13 protein-coding genes are annotated in these 13,850 nt (G+C 65.0%); 3 read left to right on the top strand and 10 right to left on the bottom strand.

What is annotated here, in order from left to right; genetic code table 11:
- Positions 1–41 precede the first annotated feature (41 nt).
- From lpxK to epmA, 7 genes are all read right to left on the bottom strand, one after another.
- On the bottom strand, positions 42–1,070 hold the full coding sequence (gene lpxK / locus NKI37_RS14775; RefSeq protein ID WP_352791294.1) for a tetraacyldisaccharide 4'-kinase: 1,029 nt from the start codon (positions 1,068–1,070) through the stop codon (positions 42–44).
- Complete coding sequence (gene waaA / locus NKI37_RS14770; RefSeq protein ID WP_352791292.1) at positions 1,071–2,387, bottom strand: lipid IV(A) 3-deoxy-D-manno-octulosonic acid transferase; 1,317 nt, start codon at positions 2,385–2,387, stop codon at positions 1,071–1,073.
- Positions 2,384–3,172, bottom strand: a complete 789-nt coding sequence (locus tag NKI37_RS14765; RefSeq protein WP_023682942.1) for a lysophospholipid acyltransferase family protein — start codon at positions 3,170–3,172, stop codon at positions 2,384–2,386. Before NKI37_RS14765 ends, waaA begins: the two co-directional genes overlap by 4 nt.
- 5 nt (positions 3,173–3,177) lie before the next feature.
- Positions 3,178–3,423: a DUF4170 domain-containing protein gene (locus NKI37_RS14760; RefSeq protein WP_023682943.1), complete on the bottom strand. Its 246-nt coding sequence runs from the start codon at positions 3,421–3,423 to the stop codon at positions 3,178–3,180.
- Positions 3,424–3,491: 68 nt separating this feature from the next.
- Complete coding sequence (locus NKI37_RS14755) at positions 3,492–4,298, bottom strand: 3'(2'),5'-bisphosphate nucleotidase CysQ (protein ID WP_352791290.1); 807 nt, start codon at positions 4,296–4,298, stop codon at positions 3,492–3,494.
- On the bottom strand, positions 4,285–5,628 hold the full coding sequence (locus NKI37_RS14750) for a TldD/PmbA family protein (protein ID WP_352791288.1): 1,344 nt from the start codon (positions 5,626–5,628) through the stop codon (positions 4,285–4,287). The genes NKI37_RS14755 and NKI37_RS14750 overlap by 14 nt, the downstream gene beginning before the upstream one ends.
- Positions 5,629–5,826: 198 nt before the next feature.
- On the bottom strand, positions 5,827–6,873 hold the full coding sequence (gene epmA, locus NKI37_RS14745) for an EF-P lysine aminoacylase EpmA (protein ID WP_023682946.1): 1,047 nt from the start codon (positions 6,871–6,873) through the stop codon (positions 5,827–5,829).
- Positions 6,874–7,002: 129 nt separating this feature from the next.
- Here epmA and efp point away from each other — a divergent pair, with 129 nt between their 5' ends.
- The 3 genes from efp (at position 7,003) to NKI37_RS14730 (ending at position 9,986) form a co-directional block, all read left to right on the top strand.
- Complete coding sequence (gene efp, locus NKI37_RS14740) at positions 7,003–7,572, top strand: elongation factor P (RefSeq protein ID WP_023682947.1); 570 nt, start codon at positions 7,003–7,005, stop codon at positions 7,570–7,572.
- 71 nt (positions 7,573–7,643) lie between these two features.
- The gene (locus tag NKI37_RS14735) at positions 7,644–9,104 is read left to right on the top strand and encodes a phospholipase D-like domain-containing protein (protein WP_352791286.1); all 1,461 of its coding nucleotides are present in this window, start codon (positions 7,644–7,646) and stop codon (positions 9,102–9,104) included.
- A gap of 81 nt (positions 9,105–9,185) precedes the next feature.
- Positions 9,186–9,986 carry an endonuclease/exonuclease/phosphatase family protein gene (locus tag NKI37_RS14730; protein ID WP_023671569.1) on the top strand — a complete coding sequence of 267 codons (801 nt, stop codon included), beginning with the start codon at positions 9,186–9,188 and terminating at the stop codon, positions 9,984–9,986.
- Position 9,987: 1 nt separating this feature from the next.
- Here the strand turns inward: NKI37_RS14730 and NKI37_RS14725 are convergent, their stop codons facing one another.
- The 3 genes from NKI37_RS14725 to NKI37_RS14715 are packed head-to-tail and all read right to left on the bottom strand — an operon-like array spanning position 9,988 to position 13,764.
- On the bottom strand, positions 9,988–11,949 hold the full coding sequence (locus tag NKI37_RS14725; RefSeq protein WP_352791284.1) for a glycoside hydrolase family 127 protein: 1,962 nt from the start codon (positions 11,947–11,949) through the stop codon (positions 9,988–9,990).
- 37 nt (positions 11,950–11,986) lie between these two features.
- Positions 11,987–12,844 carry a carbohydrate ABC transporter permease gene (locus NKI37_RS14720; RefSeq protein WP_023712775.1) on the bottom strand — a complete coding sequence of 286 codons (858 nt, stop codon included), beginning with the start codon at positions 12,842–12,844 and terminating at the stop codon, positions 11,987–11,989.
- Positions 12,844–13,764, bottom strand: a complete 921-nt coding sequence (locus NKI37_RS14715) for a carbohydrate ABC transporter permease (protein WP_352791282.1) — start codon at positions 13,762–13,764, stop codon at positions 12,844–12,846. The genes NKI37_RS14720 and NKI37_RS14715 overlap by 1 nt, the downstream gene beginning before the upstream one ends.
- Positions 13,765–13,850: the final 86 nt, after the last annotated feature.

The following is a 13,850-nucleotide window of genomic DNA, read 5'->3' as shown; positions in this document are numbered from 1 at the left end:
GGGGTGCTGTCCGCCAGCATCTCCGCGTGACGCTGCACGCCCTACCCTCGCAGCTTCCGCTGTCTCCAGGCATCCAGCGTCTCGTCGATGATGCGCTCCGGCACGGTGTCGAGTTCGAACGTGGCGTCGATCTCCAGCACGGCGAGTTCAGCGAGGAAATCGGCCGGGGCAGCGCCATGGCGCAGCCGGGCGGCGTCCTTGGCGGTGGTGACAAGGCCCAGTCCATCGCGGCGCGCGGTTGCCGCCAGTTCCGCGAGTTCATCAGGGGCATAGAAGTGATGATCCGGAAATGACCGGCTCAGCGCCACCTCAGCGCCTGTGCCGCGCAGCGTGTCGAAGAATTTTTCGGGGTGGCCGATGCCGGCAAAGGCGAGGAACCGCCGGCCGGCGAACCGCTCCTTGGCCGCGGGCTCGGCATGCGCCTCGAAGATCGGCCGGCCGGCGCGCGCCGCCTGGCGCACGACCTGGTCGGCGGCAGCGCCCTCGCCCATCTTCAACAGCCCATCGGTGAACACCAGTTGGTCGACGATGTTGGCTCTCAGCGGTCCACCCGGAATGACGCGGCCGTTGCCGATGCCGTAACGGGCGTCGACGACGACGAGCGCATAGTCGATATGGATGCGCGCGCTCTGAAAACCGTCATCCATGATCAGGAAATCGCAGCCATGGGCTTCCAGGAGCAGCTTGGCGCCGGCAGCGCGGTTGGGGCTCACCGCAACCGGCGCGTGCTCGGCCAAAAGCAGCGGCTCGTCGCCGACATGCTTTGCAGCGTCGTGACTGGCATCGACGACATGCGGCTGCGCGAACGAGCCGCCATGGCCGCGCGACAGGAATCCGGGATTGAGCTGCATGCGCCGGGCCTGCTTGGCCAGCGCGATGGCGATCGGCGTCTTGCCGCTGCCGCCGACGGTGAAGTTGCCGACGCAAAGCACTGGCGCGTCGATCTTTTCACGTATCGCCCGATGCATATGGCGGCCGGCGACCATGCCATAGACCGCTGATAGCGGCGACAGCGCAAAGACCCGCCAGTCCGGCGCTTCCCACCAGAAAGGTGGTGCTTCCGACGCCACCTATCGCCCGTCGGCGCCCTTCAGGCGCGACTTGACGATCAATGGCTGGATATAAGGCTCGAGCGACTTCAGCGTGTGCGCCAGCGCACCGCGCATCTGGTCGACTGTGGCGGCACCGGCCGCCATCATCTCATGGCGCGCAACTTCATTGCTCAGCAGGAAATTGACGGCGCCGGCCAGCATGTCGCGGTCGCGCACCAGCTTGGCGCCGCCACTGTCGAGCAGGCGCTGATAGGCCTCGCGAAAATTCTGGACGTTGCGGCCGGCCAGCACAGCGGTGTCGAGCATGGCCGGCTCCAGCGGATTCTGGCCGCCTTCCGAGGTCAGCGAGCGGCCGACAAAGGCGATTTCCGTCAGCCGGAGATAAAGCCCCATCTCGCCGATCGTATCGCCGAGCAGGATATCGGTGTCGGCGGTGATCCGGTCGCCCTTGCTGCGCCGCGCCAGCTTCAGGCCCATGCCGGAAATCTGTGCGGCCAGCGCTTCGGCGCGGTCGGGATGACGCGGGACGATGATCGTCAGCAGGCCATGGTGGCGCTTGTAGAGCGTGGCGTGGACTTCCGCCGCGACCACCTCCTCGCCGTCATGGGTCGAAATTGCCGCCCAGGTCGGGCGGCCGGCGATCTGGCGCTTCAGCGTCGCCAGCGCCCGTTCGTTGACGGGCGGCGGCAAGGTGTCGACCTTGAGGTTGCCGGACACGGTGACCGGCCGGGCGCCAAGCGCGCGAAACCGTTCGCCGTCGACATCCGACTGGGCAACGACATGTGCAAGGTTCTCGAACAGCGCCTCGGCGATGTTGGCGCGCTTCTTCCAGGATTTGAACGAACGGTCGGAGAGCCGGCCGTTGACCAGCACCTGCGGCACGTGGCGGGCGCCGAGCTCGAGGATCGTCATCGGCCATATCTCGGATTCGGCGATGATAGCCAGGTCCGGCCGCCAGTGATCGAGAAAGCGGCTGACGGCCGGCTTGAGGTCGAGCGGAACATATTGGTGGATGATGCGGTCGCCCAGCCGTTCGTCGGCAACCTGCGCCGAGGTCACTGTTCCCGTCGTCAGCACGATGTTGACACCGTAGTCGAGGATGCTTTGCACCAGCGGCACGACCGCAAGGGTCTCGCCGACGCTTGCCGCATGGATCCAGATCACCGGCCCTTCGGGGCGCGGCCGCCCGGCAACGCCGTAGCGCTCACGGCTGCGGCTGCGGTCTTCCTTGCCCTGCGATGTGCGCCAGGCGACATAGGGACCCATCAGCGGATAGGCGGCTGCACCGGCAAGGCGGTAGGCCGCCAGGAAGGCGCGCGCCCAGCCGACGCTCATGGCCTGCCGTCCACGAGCCGATAGGCCTCGGCGGTTGCGGCATTGAGCGCGGCCGTGACTTCCTGGCGCTTGCGCTCCATTTCGGCCTCGTCGGCATTGGCCGGCACGAAAACCGGCGTTCCGATGACGATCGAGGAGCGGCCGAACGGCAGGTTGATGGTGGTCTTGTCCCAGCTCCTTTCCAGCACCTTGCGGCGGCTGGTGGCGATGGCGGCAGGCATGATCGGCCGGCCGGAAAGGCGTGCCAGCAGAACGATACCAAGCCCCGCGTCGCGCGGTGTGCCGTGGGGAATGTCGGCGATCATGGCGACGTTCTTGCCGGCCACGAGTGACTTTTTCAGGGCGATGAGCGCCTTGGCGCCGCCCTTGTCGAGATGCTTCGTGCTTTCACGCCCGCCGGAGCCGCGCACCGCCTCGATGCCGAATTTTTCGATCATCAGCGCGTTGAGTTCGGCGTCGGCGCTGCGCGAGACCATGGCGACCAGCGGCCGTCCCTTGGGATAATAGGCTGGGGTCAGCAGATGCTGGCCATGCCAGAGCGCGATGATGCCGGGTTCGAATTCGGCGTAGTCGCCGCCTGAAAATTTAGCCGAGCCTTCGACCACGCGGTTGGTCAGGCGCACCAGGCGGACGAACTGGGCGAGCAGGCTGACGATCATGCTCTTGACGATTCGCGACTGCGCCAACGGCTCGCGGATCTTGCGCCAGAATGTCTTCGAACTGCCGCCGCGTCTTCTTCGGACCGCGGCGCCGGTGGGCTGCCCTTTCACCGCTTCATGCTCCATCGCTGTCAACCGGCGGCCTTGCTTTCAGGGTCGAGCAGCCGGTGCAGATGGACGACGAAATAGCGCATATGGGCATTGTCCACGCTGGCTTGCGCCTTTGCCTTCCACGCGGTGTGCGCGGTTTGATAGTCCGGATAGACGCCAACGATGTCGAGCGCGTCGAGATCGCGGAACTCGGTGCCTCCCAGCTTCTTCAGCTCGCCGCCGAACACCAGGTGCAAAAGCTGTTTCTTTCCGTCTTCCGCGGCCATTTCGGTCCTTCACATATTGTGAGTTTGCGACAGGTCTAGCCCAAAGCTGCCGACTTTGGAACCTTCGATCACGCTTCCGTATCGGCAATGACGCCGGCAAGCACGGTCAGCAGCTGGCCGCTGCCGGCGACCAGCGCGCCGTGACGGATGATCTCCCCGGCATAAAGCGGCGCGCGGCCATGGCCGTCGAGCACGGCGCCGCCAGCCTCGCGCAAGATGAGATCGGCGGCGGCGATATCCCAGTCATGCGCATTGGGCTTGACGAAGGTTGCGTCGAGCGTGCCGTTGGCGACCATCGCCAGCCGGTAGGCGAGCGAGGGAATGTGCGCCGCGCGCCGCACCCGGCTTTGCCATTGCGCCGGCATCAGGTCGATCAACTGCTTCAGCCCGCCGATCTCGACTGTCTTACCCAGGCCGCGCACGGCAATCGGCTTGCCGTTGCGGAAAGCGCCATGGCCAGGCAGCGCCCAATAGGTTTCGCCCTTGGCCGGACATTCGAGCACACCGGCGAGCGTGCGGCCGTTCTCGACCACGGCGACGCTGACGCACCAGGAGCGCAGACCTTCGAGGAAGCCGCGGGTGCCGTCTATGGGGTCGACGACAAAGGTGCGCCGCGCCAGAAGCCGCGCCGGATCGTCAGTCGTTTCCTCCGACAGCCAGCCATAGTCCGGCCGCGCCGCCAGCAGGGTATCGCGCAGATAGGCGTCCGCCGCGTGGTCGGCTTCGCTGACCGGCGAGGTGCCGCCCTTCATCCACACTTGCGGGTTTTTGCCGAAATAGCGCATGGCGATCGCGCCCGCCTCGCGGGCGGCGTCGCGCAGCAGATCGAGGTCTTCCGAGGCCCCGGCCGATATGACCGGGTCACGCTCCGGCAAGGGTCATTCCTTCGATCAGCAGCGTCGGTGCGGCAGTGCCGAAATCGCGGTCAAGATCGCTCGCCGGAACCATATTGAGGAACATCGTCTTCAAATTCGAGGCGATGGTCACCTCGGCCACCGGATAAGCAAGCTCACCATTGTCGATCCAGAAGCCGGATGCGCCACGGCTGTATTCGCCGGTCACCATGTCGACGCCCTGGCCGAACACTTCGGTGACATAAAAGCCGGATTTTAGCGACCTGATCAGGTCTTCCGGCGTCCTGTCGCCCGGCTCGATGGCGAGATTGGTCGAAGACGGCGATACCGACGAGCCGCTGCGCGCGCCGCGTCCGTTGGTGGTCAGCCCCAATTCCCGCGCGGCGGACGTCGACAGGAACCAGTGCTTCAGCACGCCGTTCTCGACCATCAACAGCTTTTCGCCCTCGACGCCTTCGCCGTCGAACGGGCGCGAGGCCTGGCCGCGACGCCGCAGCGGCTCGTCGGTGACGGTGATGGCAGCCGACGCAACCTGCTTGCCCATCATCTCGCGCAAAAAACTGGTCTTGCGCGCCACCGAAGCGCCGTTGATGGCGCCGGCGAGATGACCGGCAATGCCGCGCGCGACGCGCGGATCGAACACCACCTTGACCGGACCGGTCGCCGCCTTGCGGGCGCCGAGGCGGCGCACGGCGCGCTCGCCGGCCTTGCGGCCGATCAGGTCCGGCGCGTCGAGATCGGAAAAATGCTGGTTCGAGGAGTATTCGTAGTCGCGCTCCATGCCGGTGCCTTCGCCCGCAATAACGCTGGCCGAACGCGAAAAGCGCGATGCGACATAGTGGCCGACGAAGCCGTTCGACGTGGCCAGCACCAGCCCGCCAAGACCGGCGCTGGCGCCGCTGCCGGCCGAATTGGTGACGCCCTTGACGGCAAGGGCTGCTTCCTCGGCGGCAAGGGCCGCTTCTTTCAACTGATCGGCCGAAACCTCGGTGGCGTCGAACAGATCGAGGTCGCGCACCTTGCCGACCAGCAAAGCCGGATCGGCGAGACCCTGATAGGGATCCTCGGGCGAGACTTTGGCCATGGCCACGGCGCGCTCGGCCAATGCCCTGGGGTCCGATGCCGCCGTCGCCGAGACGCTCGCCACCCGGTTGCCGACGAAGACGCGCAGCGAGACATCGTCGCCCTCGGACGCCTCAGTGTTCTCGACCTTGCCCAGCCGCACCGACACGCCGATCGAGCGGCCGCGCACGGCAACCGCGTCGGCGGCGTCGGCGCCGGCCCGCTTGGCAGCCTCGACCAGTGCCGCGACGCGGTCGGTCAATTTCGCTGCCTCTGATGTATCGGTCATGCGCGTGGTCCTGGCTGAAGCCGCGCCGGGCGGTAGCGGCTGTTGCACCATCTATTGTCCCAATGCGGCTTGTGCAATGGCGCACGGGCAATTGTCCCGCTGCGGCATAGCGCCCAAGCGGCCCGCAAAGCCCATCCGCGGCGGCCGCCACAGACGCGCGGCTTGACCGGCTTGTGAGTTTAACCGAGGCCGATTCCGTCAAGGAGTGGCGACCGGCGTCCAGATCACGTCATCGATCCTCGTCGCGCCCGTTGCCAGCATCACCAGCCGATCGAAGCCAAGCGCCGAGCCGCTGGCTTGCGGCATGATGGCGAGGGCGGCGAGAAAATCCTCATCCAGCGGATAGCGCTCGCCATAGACGCGCTCCTTCTCGTCCATCTCGGCGGCAAAGCGCCGGCGCTGCTCGGCCGGATCGGTCAGTTCGCCAAAAGCATTGGCGAGCTCGACGCCGCAGCAATAGAGCTCGAAGCGCTCGGCCACGCGCTGGTCCTCCGCGCTCGGCCGGGCGAGCGCCGCTTCCGAGATCGGATAGCCGTACAAGATGGTGGCCCGCCCCTGCCCCAGCACCGGTTCGACCTTCTCGACCATTACCCGGCTGAACAAATCGGCCCAGTTGTCATCGCCGGCCGTGCGCAGGCCGGCCTTGACCAGAGCATCATGGAGTGCGGCGCGGTCTGTGCCGCCATCGGCAGAAACGGTGGCAAGAAGATCGATGCCGGCGTAACGCGCAAAAGCTTCCGCCACGCTCACGCGTTCCGGCTCGGCGAACGGATCGGCCTCGCGGCCGCGAAAGCGGAAGGTTTTGGCGCCGGCCCGCTCAGCCGCGAGCTTCAGCAGTTCGGCGCAATCGGCCATCAGGCTCTCATAGGTTTCGCCGACCCGGTACCATTCGAGCATGGTGAACTCCGGGTGATGCAAAGGACCGCGCTCGCGGTTGCGCCAGACGGCGCCCAGGCTGAAGATGCGCCGTTCGCCGGCGGCAAGCAGCTTCTTGCAGGCGAATTCCGGCGAGGTGTGGAGGTAAAGCGGCCGGCGCGCGCCGTCGGCGCCGATAGCCTCGGTGGCAAAGGCTGAGAGATGCGCCTCATTGCCCGGTGATATCTGCAGCGCCGCCGTCTCGACCTCGATGAAGTCGCGCTCGCCAAACCAGCCGCGCATTGCGGCAGCTATGGCGTTACGCGCCATCAGCCGCGGCCGGCGGTCGGCGTGAACATCCGGCGTCCACCAGGGCGAAGCGCCAGTCATGGGTTTGCAGGGCAACGGAATTGCTGACAGGGCTGGCGGTTCGGGCCAAGATGCGCTACGGCGACGGCTCTCGCAGCCGATTTGCGCCGAACGATCGTTTCAGGCCAACGAAGTCTAGGATTGAAAACCGTGGTGAAGGTCATCGCCAGTTCGCTCCGTAAAGGCAATGTCGTCGACAAAGACGGCAAGCTTTACGTCATCCTCTTTGCCGAAAACATCCACCCTGGCAAGGGTACGCCGGTCACCCAGCTCGACATGCGCCGCATCTCCGACGGGGTGAAGGTTTCGGAGCGCTACCGCACCACCGAGCAGGTCGAGCGCGCCTATGTCGAGGAGCGCGAGCACACCTTCCTCTACGCCGACGCCGAGGGGTATCACTTCATGAACCCGGAAAGCTACGACCAGGTCGCGGTGCCGGAAAGCGTGGTCGGCGACATGGCGCCCTACCTGCTCGAAGGCATGGCGGTGCAGATCTCGCAGTTCAACGGCATCGCCATAGCCCTGGTGCTGCCGCAGCGCGCTACTTTCGAAGTGGTCGAGACGGAGCCGACGACCAAAGGCCAGACGGCGTCCTCGTCATACAAGCCGGCCGTGCTTTCCAACGGCGTGCGCACGCTGGTGCCGCCGCACATCGCGCCGGGCACCCGCGTGGTGGTGATGACGGCCGATGGCGCTTATGTGGAGCGGGCGAAGGACTGACGCGCGAGCGCCTCCGTCCTGGTTGATCCGTTGCATTGCCTTCTGCGGCCGCTGGCTCGATAGTCCTGCCGATGTGGCAGACCTTTGTGACCTACTGGCCTCTGATCCTTGTGATCATTCCGATGCTGATGGCCGCCATCGGCATCGTCCACGCAATCATGACCAAGGAAGACGTGCGCGCCGCCACCGGCTGGGTCGGCGTGATGATCTTGTCGCCGTTCCTTGGCGCGATCATCTATGCCATTGCCGGCATCAACCGCATCCGCCGCGCCACGATCAGCGCCATGCGGCCCGTCGCCGGTGAAGCCGAGACAGCCAAACACGACCACGACATTGCGCTCGAAACACTCATCTCAGCCGAATTCGGCCAGCGCTTTGCCGGCCTGAAGACGCTAGGCGACAGGGTGGCGCGGCGCGGCCTGCTTTCGGGAAATGCAATCACCATCCTGAGGACCGGCGACGAAGCCTACGCGGCAATGTGCGCGGCGATCGACGGCGCACGGCGCAGCATCCTGCTCGAGACCTACATCTTCGACAATGACGAGATCGGACGACGTTTTGTCGGATCGCTGGCCGGAGCGGTCCGGCGCGGTGTGACGGTTCGCGTGCTGATCGATGCGGTGGGCGTGCGCTATTCCGTGCCCAGCATTCTTGGGACACTCCGGGAAGCCGGCGTCACCGTCGATCTGTTCAACGGCAACATCGTCATGGGCCTGAGACTTCCCTATGCGAATTTGAGGACGCACAGGAAAATCCTGATCGTCGACGGTGTGGTGGCGTTCACGGGAGGCATGAACATCCGCAAGGGATTCTCGGCCGAATTCGCCGGCAGCGCCAGTTCGGCGGATACGCATTTCCAGGTCACTGGGCCCGTCGTGGCCGACCTGTTCGCGGTTGCCGCCGAAGACTGGCGTTTTGCCGGCAACGAGGCCCTCAAGGACGAGGTCTGGCACGTGGAAAAGCCCTCGCCGCCTCCCGGTCAACCGATCCTGGTGCGGGCGGTGGCGTCGGGGCCTGACGCCAGCATCGAAACCAACCATAAATTGCTGATGGGGGCATTTTCCGTCGCCCGCAAATCGATCCGCATCATGTCGCCCTATTTCCTGCCGGACCGGGAATTTGTCAGCGCGCTGGTCACGGCGGCCCGGCGCGGTGTCGAGATCGACATCGTCGTGCCCGCGGTCAACAATCTCTTCCTGGTCGGCCGCGCCATGACGGCGCAGTACGACCAGGTGCTGAAGCACTATTGCCGCGTCTGGCGTCATGAAGGGTCATTCGACCATTCGAAGCTGTTGTCGGTCGATGGCGTCTGGGCCTATGTCGGCTCTTCCAACCTCGACGCCCGGTCGCTGCGGCTGAATTTCGAAATCGACCTGGAGGTGCTGGATACCGGCTTTGCCGCCGAGATCGAAGGGCGCATCGGAGCGGCAATCGCTTCCGCCAAACCCGTCACACTCGCAACCTTGAAAGCGCGGCCATTTCTCATCCGGGTTTTTGACCGGTTGTTATGGCTGGGATCGCCCTATCTCTAATGCATACCGCCTCGAAGTGGTCCCGGTTGTGAGAGAACGATATGCATAGAACAAAGAATCAGGACATCGAATAGCAGGCCTATGGACATAAACGGACGCAGCCTTCCTGAAACAGTGCTCCTGTCGATCCGCGGCAGGAAAGCGCGCAAGGCGAACGCGACGCCGCGCAAGCACATTGAAGGCGCCCAGATGGTGGTCGCCTCCTACAACGTCCACAAATGCATCGGCACCGACCGCAGGTTCGACCCCGAACGCACCGCCCGCGTCATCCGCGAGATCGGCCCCGACGTCATCGCGCTGCAGGAGGCCGACAACCGCTTCGGCGATCGCGCCGGGCTGCTCGATCTTGCCCGGATCGAACACGAAACCGGGCTTGTGCCGGTGCCGGTTTCCGGAAGCGGCAAGGGCCATGGCTGGCGCGGCAACGTGCTTTTGTTCAAGCGCGGCACCGTGCGCGACGTCCATCAGATCAAGCTTCCGGGACTGGAGCCCCGCGGCGCGCTGGTTGCCGAGATCGACCTCGACGAAACGCGCACTCTGCGCGTCATCGCCGCGCATCTCGGCCTGTTGCGCCGCTCGCGTTCGGAGCAGGCCCGCGTCGTGCTCGACATCATGAGCAACCAGGATGAAAGGCCGACCTTGCTGCTCGGCGACCTCAACGAATGGCGGCTGGGCAACCGCTCGGCGCTCAAGACGCTGCACGCCACCTTTGGTTTCACGCCGGCGGCGGTGCCGACTTTCCCCTCAGGCCTGCCGGTACTGGCGCTCGACCGGATCATGGCCAACCGGCACGGCATGGTCTCGTCGGTGGAAGCCCATGACACGCCGCTGTCGCGGGTTGCGTCGGATCATTTGCCGCTGACGGCGTTTGTCAGCCTCTAACTCATCCGTCCCGCAGCCAGACCAGCATCTCGCCGGGTTCACGGTTGTCCCAGGCGTAGTAAGGAACGGCGGTGATTCTCGTCTCGCTCACCGCCGGCGGATCGGTGCGATAGAGCCCGGTTTCCCAGTTTTCCTGGGCTTCCTTGCTGGCAAGTGCCGAAAGCGTGACGATGCCGCCGAGCAGGTTCGGCTCGGCATGCGCCTCGATTTTTGCCGTTCGCGGCAGAGCGATCCGATGCAACTGGCCGGCATTGTCGGTCTCCTCGACGCAATAGATCAGCGGACCGCGCGCAAGTGCGACGCGGCCGATGTCCTGACGCACCTCCGGATTGGCGAACAGACGGGCGATCGACATTTCGAGATCGAGTTCGACCCGGTCGCCCTGGCGCCACTCGCGCCGGATCGCGGCATAGCCGTCGCTGGTGATGTCATCCAGATCGACCGCGGCGCCGTTGACCTTGAGCGCCGCCTTGCCGCACCAGGAGGGGACGCGCAGGTGCAAGGTGAACTCGACCGGCCCGTCGGCTTCGATCCGGATCGAGACCGCGCCATCCCAAGGATAATTGCTGGTCTGAATCAGACTGACCGCCCGGTTCGATATGTCGAAGCGCGCGGTGCTGTCGCCGTAGAGATGGACGGCCAGCGCGTCGTCCGAGAGGGAGTAGAAATAGCTGCCGATGGACGCGACCATGCGGCCGACATTGGGCGGGCAACAGGGGCAGCGATGCCATTTCCAGCGATTGTGCCTGCCCCGGCTCTCCAACGGGTTCTCGTAGAAGAACAGCGAGCCGTCGAGCGACAGGCCGGAGATCGAGCCGTTGTAGAGCGCCCGCTCCATCATGTCGGCGTAGCGGGCGTTGGGACCCATGCCGAGCATGCGGCTGGCCCAGAACACGAGGCCGACCGAGGCACAGGTCTCGGCATAGGCGGTTTCGTTGGGCAGGTCGTAGTCGCTGGTAAAGCCCTCATTGTGCGCCGACGGCCCGAGGCCGCCGGTGATATAGAGGTTTTTGGTGGTGAGATCGTTCCAGAGCCGGTCGAGCGCCACCCTGAGCGTATCGTCGCCATATTCGGTGGCGATGTCGGCCATGCCGGAATAGAGGTACATCGCCCTGACCGCATGGCCGACGACCTTGTCCTGCTCGCGCACCGGCTTGTGCGACTGGTTGTACTCATAAGTCTTGAAATGATAGGCCTTCGGATCGGCGCCGCGCGCACGCGCCTCCTCGTCGAAATAATGCGGCTGTTGCCCGCGCTGGTCGATGAAATACCTGGCCAGGTCCATGTATTTCTGCTCGCCGGTCGCCCGCGCCAGCTTGACCAGCGCCAGCTCGATCTCCTCATGGCCGCAATAGCCCTTCTTCTTGCCCGGCTCCGGACCGAAGGTGTCGGCGATATGGTCGACATAGCGGCACATGATATCCAGCAGCTTGCGCTTGCCGGTGGCCTGGTAGTAGGCGACCGCGCCTTCGATCAGATGGCCGGCGCAATAGAGCTCGTGGCAATCGCGCAGATTGGTCCAGCGCTTGCCGGGCTGGATACGCTGGTACCAGCTGGAGAGATAACCGTCTTCCTGCTGCAGTCTGCCGTAGAGGTCGATGACGGCATCGATCTTCTTCTCGAGTGCCGCGTTCTTGCGCCGGTAGAGCGAATAGGCCGCGGTCTCGATGGTCTTGCCCCAATCGGAGTCCCAGAACATCTGCGTCGTCACCGTCGAGCCGGTGAAGCCGGGGCTGGCAGCCTCGTCGGGCGACGGCGAATGGAACGGAATGACGACGCTCGGCGAGGGCCGGTCCGGGTCGATCTGCTCCAGCATGCGCGCCTCGACGCAGCGCTCGTAGAGGATGTCGGCGGTGCGCGACGCCACGGCATCGACACGGTCGCCCCAGAAGCCGCGGACATCGACCTGCGGCACCGGCAGTGGGCGGAAGGCGAGTTTGTTGGCGGATGGTTGAACGGTCATCGTGTCACTCCGTTGGATAGTGGTCATTCACGGCGGGTCATTTCACCGCGCCGGCCATCAGGCCGCGGATGTAGAAGCGCTGCAGCAAGAGGAAGAGCACCAGGCACGGCACCATCATCACGGTGACGCCCGCCTGCACGGCGCCCCAGTCGATGGCGCCGAAGCGGCCCGACTGAAGTGCGGTCATCATGATAGGCAGCGTGAATTTGGACTGGTCGGTCATCAGCACCAGGGCGGCCAGGAATTCGTTCCAGGCGCCGAGGAAGGCGAACAGCGCGATGGTGACGATGCCCGGCCAGACCAGCGGCAGCATCACCTTCAGCAGCATGGTGACGTTGTTGGCGCCGTCCATGCGCGCGGCCTCCTCGATCTCGCGCGGCACCGCGTCGAAGGCGTTGCGCATCATGAAGATCGAGAACGGCAATTGCAGCGTGGTGTAGACCAGGACCAGCCCGGTCAGCGTGTTGTGCAGGCCGACCTTGGTCAGCACCAGGAAGATCGGCGTCAGGATCGACTGGAACGGGATCATGATCGTCGACAGGATGACAATGAAGAGCACATCCTTCATGGGAAAGCGGAAGCGCGAAAAGCCATAGCCGGCCAGCACGCTGACGATGACCGACAGGATCACCGTCATCGACGCGACATAGAGGCTGTTTTGCGCCGGCAGCCAGAGGCCGTCGCCAAAGGTGTCGAGCGTGCGGTAGTTCTCGACCGAAAAGCCTGTCGTCGGCCATGGCGGCAGCGGCGGCTGGCGCGCCTCCTGCGCCGGCTTGAAGGTCGACAGCACGGCCCAGACGATCGGCGCGATGAACAGCACTGAGGCGATCATGCCGGTCGAATGCTCGGCGATCCTGAGCCAGAGGCGGCTGCTGCGGCTTCTTGCCTGCGCCATCAGTCGATGCCCTCCGGCTTGCGCAGCAGCCACAGCTGGACCAGGCTGAGCGCCACCAGTATGGCCAGCAGGATCATCGACAAAGCGGCGCCATAGCCGAGCTTGAACGAGACGAAGGACTGGTTGAAGATCCAGTAGACGGCGGTCAGCGTCTGGTTGCGCGGGCCGCCGCGCAGGATGATGTAGAACTGGTCGAAGGCGAGGATCGAGCCGGCGATCGACAGGATCAGCGCCAGCGCCAGCGTGCGGCGCATCAGCGGCAGGGTGATGGCGCGAAAGCGCGCGAACGGCCCTGCCCCGTCGATCATCGCCGCTTCCTGCAGATCGGTCGGGATCGACTGCAGGCCGGTCATCAGGATGATCATGGTGAAGCCCGCCACCTTCCAGACGACCATGGCGATGATCGACCAGAAGGCCGGCTGGAACGTCGCCAGCAGGTTGAACTTTTTCCCGGTCAGGCCGAAATCGTAGGCGGCCGGGCTGAACAGGCCGGAATCGACATTGAGCAGCCACGACCACAGCAGGCTGGCCGAGGCGAAGCCGACGACCGCCGGCATGAAGAAGGATGTCCGGTAAAAGCCGGTCAGCCGCCTGGGCTTTTCGATGAACAGCGCCAGCGGAAAGGCGACGGCGAAGATCACGATGGTGACGATCACGGTGTAGTAGGCGGTGAAGCTCAGCGCGTTCCAAAAACGGTTGTCGCGCAGGATCGCCCGGTAATTGTCGAAACCGATGTAAAAATGCTCGCCCATCAGCGGCCAGTTGTGCAGCGACATCCACGCGGTCATGCCGAGCGGGATGATGAAGAAGACGACGACCAGCGCCACGGCCGGCGCGACATAGAGCAGGCCGATCCACTGCCGGCGGCCAACGCCGACCAGTTTTCTGGCGCGTGGCGGGGTGCTGGTGATGGCGGTCATTTACCCTCCCCCTTGTGGGGAGGGTCGCTGCGCAGCAGCGGGGTGGGGGTGTGGCGCCGGCCCCCCACCCGAACCTGCGGTCCGAC

Origin of the sequence: Mesorhizobium sp. M0626, assembly GCF_040320665.1 — a bacterium.
GTDB lineage: Bacteria > Pseudomonadota > Alphaproteobacteria > Rhizobiales > Rhizobiaceae > Mesorhizobium.
The sequence above is the reverse complement of the archived record's forward strand: the minus strand, read 5'-3'. Positions and strand labels throughout refer to the sequence as shown.

Bases quoted from the DNA above. Each gene is read 5' to 3' on its own strand.
- waaA (WP_352791292.1), bottom strand. From the start codon at position 2,387: ATGAGCGTCGGCTGGGCGCGCGCCTTCCTGGCGGCCTACCGCCTTGCC.
- NKI37_RS14765 (WP_023682942.1), bottom strand. From the start codon at position 3,172: ATGGAGCATGAAGCGGTGAAAGGGCAGCCCACCGGCGCCGCGGTCCGA.
- NKI37_RS14760 (WP_023682943.1), bottom strand. From the start codon at position 3,423: ATGGCCGCGGAAGACGGAAAGAAACAGCTTTTGCACCTGGTGTTCGGC.
- NKI37_RS14750 (WP_352791288.1), bottom strand. From the start codon at position 5,628: ATGACCGATACATCAGAGGCAGCGAAATTGACCGACCGCGTCGCGGCA.
- epmA (WP_023682946.1), bottom strand. From the start codon at position 6,873: ATGACTGGCGCTTCGCCCTGGTGGACGCCGGATGTTCACGCCGACCGC.
- NKI37_RS14735 (WP_352791286.1), top strand. From the start codon at position 7,644: ATGTGGCAGACCTTTGTGACCTACTGGCCTCTGATCCTTGTGATCATT.
- NKI37_RS14730 (WP_023671569.1), top strand. From the start codon at position 9,186: ATGGACATAAACGGACGCAGCCTTCCTGAAACAGTGCTCCTGTCGATC.
- NKI37_RS14725 (WP_352791284.1), bottom strand. From the start codon at position 11,949: ATGACCGTTCAACCATCCGCCAACAAACTCGCCTTCCGCCCACTGCCG.
- NKI37_RS14720 (WP_023712775.1), bottom strand. From the start codon at position 12,844: ATGGCGCAGGCAAGAAGCCGCAGCAGCCGCCTCTGGCTCAGGATCGCC.
- NKI37_RS14715 (WP_352791282.1), bottom strand. From the start codon at position 13,764: ATGACCGCCATCACCAGCACCCCGCCACGCGCCAGAAAACTGGTCGGC.